Consider the following 5,585-nt stretch of genomic DNA (forward strand, 5'->3'; position numbering starts at 1 on the left):
AAGCAAGCCGACCACGGCTATATGATGGATGTGGAGAACCGCCGCCTGAAAGAAGAACTTTCCACCGCCAAGAAAGAGGCCGTTCGTTGGAGCAACAAGTACCACGACCTGTGGTACGACGTGAAACCCTATCTGGATGCTCTCCACCGTGCGCCCGAACTGGTGCGTGGCTTTCTGGAAAAGATTCTTGCCCCCAAGCAGGAGCGCACCATGAATGTGCCGCAGCGAAACCGCAAGCGTGGGCAGGATATGGAACTTTGAGTTTCGGAGGATACTATTTGAACAAAAAGAAGAAGTCAAACAAATCCGGCTACCCGGATGAAGCAATCAAGACCCTTGCACGTTGCTTTTATCCCTCCATGGTTGAGTTTTTCAACAGCGAGGAAGGCCAGCGTGAATATGAGGAATGGCTGAAAGAGCAGGAAGCTCTACAAGCATTGCCTGTTGCCGCATAAAAACAGCAGGACGCTCCCGGTAAAGGGAACGCCCTGCCTTACATAGATGTATCTCGCCGAGGTGTGTCCAGTTGGGCGCACCTCTTATTTTTTTGCCCTTAATCTTCTAATCCATGGCTCCCGGCTGCATTTTTCAAATATTCCTCTGGGTCACCGTTCAGAATCAAATCGGCATAGCCCAGTGGATCATTGTAGATAAGGTAGTCCAGTTCTGTCTGTTGCACCATGGTCACATTCAGCGCATCCTCGACCCCGGTACAGTCGATGGAGATCATTCTTCCATCCCGGAGCAGCAATTCCACGCAGCGAGTGTCCATATTAAACTTGCAGGCTCTTTCATCGTACTTCATAATCATACCCTCCAAATCTTGTTATTGGCTTACGGTCTATGACAAGGTATCGGAGTTTTGCGCCGTCTACGGGAGCCTTCATTCTCAAACCCGAAGAAAACGAAAAATCCGAACCCTTCTCCAATCGGAAATAGGTTCGGATTTTTCTTGTTTGGTGGGCGCGGGTGGATTCGAACCACCGAAGCTGAAAGCAGCAGATTTACAGTCTGTCCCCATTGGCCACTCGGGAACACGCCCTTATACAGTTTTCTGCAGTCGAGGACTGCCTGTATATATTACCACTCGGGAGCGTATTTGTCAACTGCTTTTTACAGCTTTTTCGGGAAAATCCGGATGCTGGACGGCATGGTTCAGTCGCGGGGACGGCCGTAGCGGTGGATCTTCTTGGAGGGGCGGCGGTCATGCTGGGCGTTGAGGAAGAGCCACGCGACATAGACGATGGCGCAGAGGGCGCTGACGCAGAGCACGACCTTGAGGTAGAGACTGCCGAAGAACTCCCGCAGCTTCGAGAGGGAGTAGAGCAGGCTGCTCTGGCTCACGTCCTGCCCGGCGATGAGGTTGACCATGCCGATGGTCTCGCCGGCCAGCTTCAGCTCTACCGTTCCGATGATGTCGCCCTGCTGGATGGGGGCGCAGACGTAGTCGGGCAGATGGAAATACTTCTGGGTCACGGTGCCGTCGCCCGAGGAGGGCAGGAGGGTCATCATGCTGTTGTCGGGGTAGAGCTTGAGGGTGTCGGTGTCGGAGGAATATTTGACGGGGATCTCGGCCAGTGCGAGGTCGGTGTCCAGCGCGGGCTGGATGGAAAAGCTCTGGAACACCCAGTCGATGAGCCGGGTCGTCTCATAGAGGGCCGGGCGGCGGTTGGCATAGCCGTAGGCGTCGCAGGTGTCAGGGCTTTGCATGATGCAGAAGATATAGGTCGAGCCGTTCTGATTGGCCCACGAAACATAGCTCTGGTCGCCGTGGTCGTTTTTGTAGGCCATCACATCGCACATACCGCCCTGCATGGCCTTTCGGTAGAAGCTGCCGCCGCTGGTCTTGTTGAGCGCTACATTCTGGCTCAGGAGGACGAAGCTCTTGGCGTGCTTTTCCTTGGCGGGCATGGTGAAGGTGGGGGCGGACGAGATCTCCACGAAGGCATCAAAGCTCATCAGATACCGCAGGATAAGGTACATATCCACGGCTGTGGTCACATTGCCGCTGTCGAGGCCGCAGGCGTCCGTCCATGTGCTGCCGGTGGTGCCGATGCGCTGGGAGAGGGCGTTCATCTGGCTCACCCAGCCGGCGAGGTCACCGCCCGAGAGGCTGTAGGCGAGGCCCATGGCGGCTTCGTTAGCGTTCCGCGTCACCATCGCATAGACGGCCTCCCGGTAGGTGAAGGTCTCGTTGGAGCGCATATCGGCGTTGTCGCTGTTGTGGACGTAGTCCGAGATGGCAAAGGGCATCTGGAAGGTATTGTCGAGCTGGTCGGCATAGTTTGTCAGCAGCAGCGCGATGGTCATATATTTGGTCAGCCCCCCGGCGGGCACCTGACGGGAGCTGTCCTTGTCGTAGACGATGATGTTGGTGTCTGTATTGACGACATAGGCGCTTCTGGCCTGCACCTCATAGAAGAGGCTGGGGTCGAAGAGGGCTGAGGCCGGTGCACACAGGCAGCTCAACAGCAAAACAAGGCTGAGAAACAGGGTAACGATACGTTTCATGTGGACATTTTCCTCAAAAAGCGATAATATATTATAGTATCGGACAAAAAGCATGGTCCGTTCACACAGAGCAGAAACAAGGCTCGCCAGAGGGGCCTTATACTTTATAATAACAGGTTTGATGGGGCGTGACAAGGCTTTTGGGTCGATTTCACACTCCGCACAGGGAGGCAGAGAATGGTATATCTTACGGGCGACACCCACGGCGAGCTGGACCGTTTCAAAGAAAGAGAACTGCGCCGGGCAGGCAAGGGCGACATCGTCATCGTGCTGGGCGATTTCGGCTTCGTGTGGGACGGCAGCAAGGCCGAGCAGAAGAAGCTGGACTGGCTGCGCAGACGGCCTTACACCCTCCTCTTCCTCGACGGAAGCCACGAGAACTACGACCTGCTGGAGCAGTATCCCACCGAGGAAAAATTCGGCGGGCTGGTGCAGCCGCTGGGCGGGGAGCTGTACCATGTCTGCCGGGGCAGCGTTTTGGAGCTGGAAGGGAAGAAATACCTCTGCTTCGGCGGTGCGGAAAGCCCGGACAAGGAAGAACGGGAGACCCACGTCAACTGGTGGCCGCAGGAGATGCCCTCGGACGAGGAATACGCCCGCTGCGAAGCCGCGCTGGAAGCAAACGGCTGGCAGGTAGATTATGTGCTGACCCACGACGCGCCAAGCAAGTTTCTGGATTTCAGCGTGCTGGCTGTGGGCGAGAGCAACCGGCTGCACCTCTTTCTCGACAAGGTCGTGATGAAGACGACCTACGAAAAGTGGTTCTTCGGCTGCTATCACCGGGACGTGCAGCTCTCCACCAAGAGCCGCTGCCTCTTCTGCGATGTGGTGAGCATCGGGGAGAAGAAAAAGTGGTGGCAGAAAAAGAGCAGACATTGAAACAGAAGGCCTCCGCAGTTTGACGCTGCGGGGGCCTTTTTTGCTGCTCCTCAGTTCATGGCCCCGGCCTGATCGAACATCTGCTCGACCTGATGGGCCAGCAGGGCGTGCTCAGGGCGCTCGAGGAGTGGGTCTGCGGCCAGCAGGGCCGCGGCCTCGCTCTGGGCGGCGTGGAGGGTGCGGGTGTCGTTCATGAGGTCGGCGACCTGTAAGGTCGGCAGGCCATGCTGGCGGCTCCCGAAGAAGTCGCCGGGGCCGCGGGTCTCAAGGTCGTACTGGGCCACGGCGAAGCCGTCGGAGGTGGAGCAGAGGAAGCGGAGCCGCTTCTGCACCGACTCGGAGGCGTTGTCGCTGACGAGGAAGCACCAGCTCTCCGCCGCGCCCCGGCCCACCCGTCCGCGCAGCTGGTGGAGGGCGCTCAGGCCGTACCGCTCTGCATTCTCGATGACCATGACCGTGGCGTTTGGCACGTCCACCCCCACCTCGATGACGGTGGTGGAGACGAGGGCATCCAGCCGCCCGGCCTTGAAATCCTCCATGACCTCGGCTTTTTCCTTCGGCTTGAGCCTGCCGTGCATCAGGCCCACCCGGCGGTCGGGCAGCAGGGCCTTGGCGATGTCCTCGTAGTAGCTCTTGACGGCGTTAAGGCCGCTGCCGCCCGCGTCCTCGATGGCGGGGCAGACGATATACACCTGACGCCCGGCACCGATCTCCCGGTCGAGGAAGCCGTAGAGGTCGGCCCGCTTCTTGCCGGTGATGCAGCGGGTCTTGACCGGCTTGCGGCCCGGCGGCAGCTCGTCGAGGATGGAGATGTCGAGGTCGCCGTACATCAAAAGCCCCAGTGTCCGGGGAATGGGGGTGGCGCTCATGACCAGCAGGTGGGGGTTCGCGGCCTTTTCGGCCAGCATCCCCCGCTGGCGGACGCCGAAGCGGTGCTGTTCGTCCACGACGGCAAGCCCCAGCCGGGCGAAGTCCACGCCCTCGCTGAGGATGGCGTGGGTGCCCACGATGAGGTCGGCTTCGTCGTCCCGGATGGCGGCGAGGGTGGTGCGGCGCGGGGCAGCCTTCATCCCGCCTGTGAGCAGGGCCACCCGCATCCCGAAGGGGGCGAGCAGGCGGTTCAGGTTCTCGGCGTGCTGGCTGGCCAGAATTTCGGTAGGCGCCAGAAGCGCTGCCTGATACCCGGCCCGGATGCAGGCCCAGATGGCCGCAGCGGCCACCAGCGTCTTTCCGCTGCCCACGTCGCCCTGCAGGAGCCGGTTCATGGAGGTCTCACCCGCCATATCGGTCAGGATCTCTTCCACGGCCCGCCGCTGTGCGCCGGTGGGAGAAAAGGGGAGAGCGTCCCAGAAGGGGGAGGCGTCGGCCTTTTGCATGGGCGCGCCGGTGGAGGCCGCGCCGTGGTTCTTCATCCGCCCGATGCCCAGCTGCAAGACCAGCAGTTCTTCGTAGATGAGCCGCCGCCGCGCCGCGAAGGCCTCCTCCTCAGAGGCAGGGCAGTGGATGGCCCGGACGGCGTCGGCCTTGGGGAGCAGGCGGTATTTTTTCAGCATCCCGGGGGGCAGGGGGTCGGGCAGAAGCTCGACGTGAGGGAGGAGCTGGCGCACACATTTGGCGATGGCGCTGCTGGTCAGCCCTTCGGTCTGTGGGTAGACAGCCTCGAAGGGGGAGGAGGCCACCTGTGCGTCGGTGCGCACCTGCGGGTTGACCATCTGGCGGCGGAGCATCCCGCCGGTCACGATGCCCTGAAAATAATATTCCTGTCCCAGCTCCAGCTTCTGGACTGCATAGGGGTTGTTGAACCATGTGACCTCGAGGCTGGACACATCATCCCCGGCGGTGATGCGCTCCATCCGCCGCCTGCCCGGGAGGATGCGCCCGCCGGGCTTTGCGAATACCTCGGCCTTCACGACACACTCGGTGTCGCTGGGAGCTTCGGCGATGGAATAGGGCTTCGAGAAATCCAGATACCGGCGGGGATAGTGGCAGAGCAGGTCGCTGAGGGTCAGGATGCCCAGCTTCTCGAACCGCTCGGCGGTCTTAGGGCCGACGCCCTTGAGGTAGCGCACCGGAGTGTCCGGGGTGAGGGTGGTGTGAGACTCGGCAGGCATGGCGCGGCCTCCTTTCCGGAAAGTGATGATATGTCCATTGTATCACGGCGGAGGGCAAAAGAAAAGCGGCCCCCCGGAGCGGGG

5 protein-coding genes, 1 tRNA gene and 1 pseudogene are annotated in these 5,585 nt (G+C 60.4%); 3 read left to right on the plus strand and 4 right to left on the minus strand.

The annotated features are described in order from the left end of the window. Together LKD23_RS12505 and LKD23_RS12510 are read left to right on the plus strand one after the other, a co-directional pair. Nucleotides 1-261, plus strand: a pseudogene (locus LKD23_RS12505) (plasmid recombination protein); the annotation flags it as partial. A 17-nt stretch (nt 262-278) separates the two neighbouring features. Then, entirely contained in the window at nt 279-455 is a 177-nt protein-coding gene (locus LKD23_RS12510; RefSeq protein WP_223387700.1) for a hypothetical protein, read from the plus strand. Between the two features lie 98 nt (nt 456-553). Here the strand turns inward: LKD23_RS12510 and LKD23_RS12515 are convergent, their stop codons facing one another. The 3 genes from LKD23_RS12515 to LKD23_RS12525 all read right to left on the minus strand — a co-directional run bounded on the left by LKD23_RS12515 (nt 554) and on the right by LKD23_RS12525 (nt 2,511). Then, entirely contained in the window at nt 554-805 is a 252-nt protein-coding gene (locus LKD23_RS12515; protein WP_227621913.1) for a DUF6061 family protein, read from the minus strand. A 152-nt stretch (nt 806-957) separates the two neighbouring features. Continuing rightward, a tRNA-Tyr gene (locus LKD23_RS12520) sits at nt 958-1,042 on the minus strand. 113 nt (nt 1,043-1,155) lie between these two features. Further along, complete coding sequence (locus tag LKD23_RS12525) at nt 1,156-2,511, minus strand: D-alanyl-D-alanine carboxypeptidase family protein (RefSeq protein WP_227621914.1); 1,356 nt, start codon at nt 2,509-2,511, stop codon at nt 1,156-1,158. Between the two features lie 177 nt (nt 2,512-2,688). Here LKD23_RS12525 and LKD23_RS12530 point away from each other — a divergent pair, with 177 nt between their 5' ends. Further along, the gene (locus LKD23_RS12530; RefSeq protein ID WP_227621915.1) at nt 2,689-3,390 is read left to right on the plus strand and encodes a metallophosphoesterase family protein; all 702 of its coding nucleotides are present in this window, start codon (nt 2,689-2,691) and stop codon (nt 3,388-3,390) included. 50 nt (nt 3,391-3,440) lie between these two features. Here LKD23_RS12530 and recG read toward each other — a convergent pair whose 3' ends face one another. Beyond that, on the minus strand, nt 3,441-5,501 hold the full coding sequence (gene recG / locus LKD23_RS12535; protein WP_227621916.1) for an ATP-dependent DNA helicase RecG: 2,061 nt from the start codon (nt 5,499-5,501) through the stop codon (nt 3,441-3,443). Between the last annotated feature and the right edge of the window lie 84 nt (nt 5,502-5,585).

Source organism: Faecalibacterium butyricigenerans (assembly GCF_020687345.1).
Lineage (GTDB): Bacteria > Bacillota > Clostridia > Oscillospirales > Ruminococcaceae > Faecalibacterium > Faecalibacterium butyricigenerans.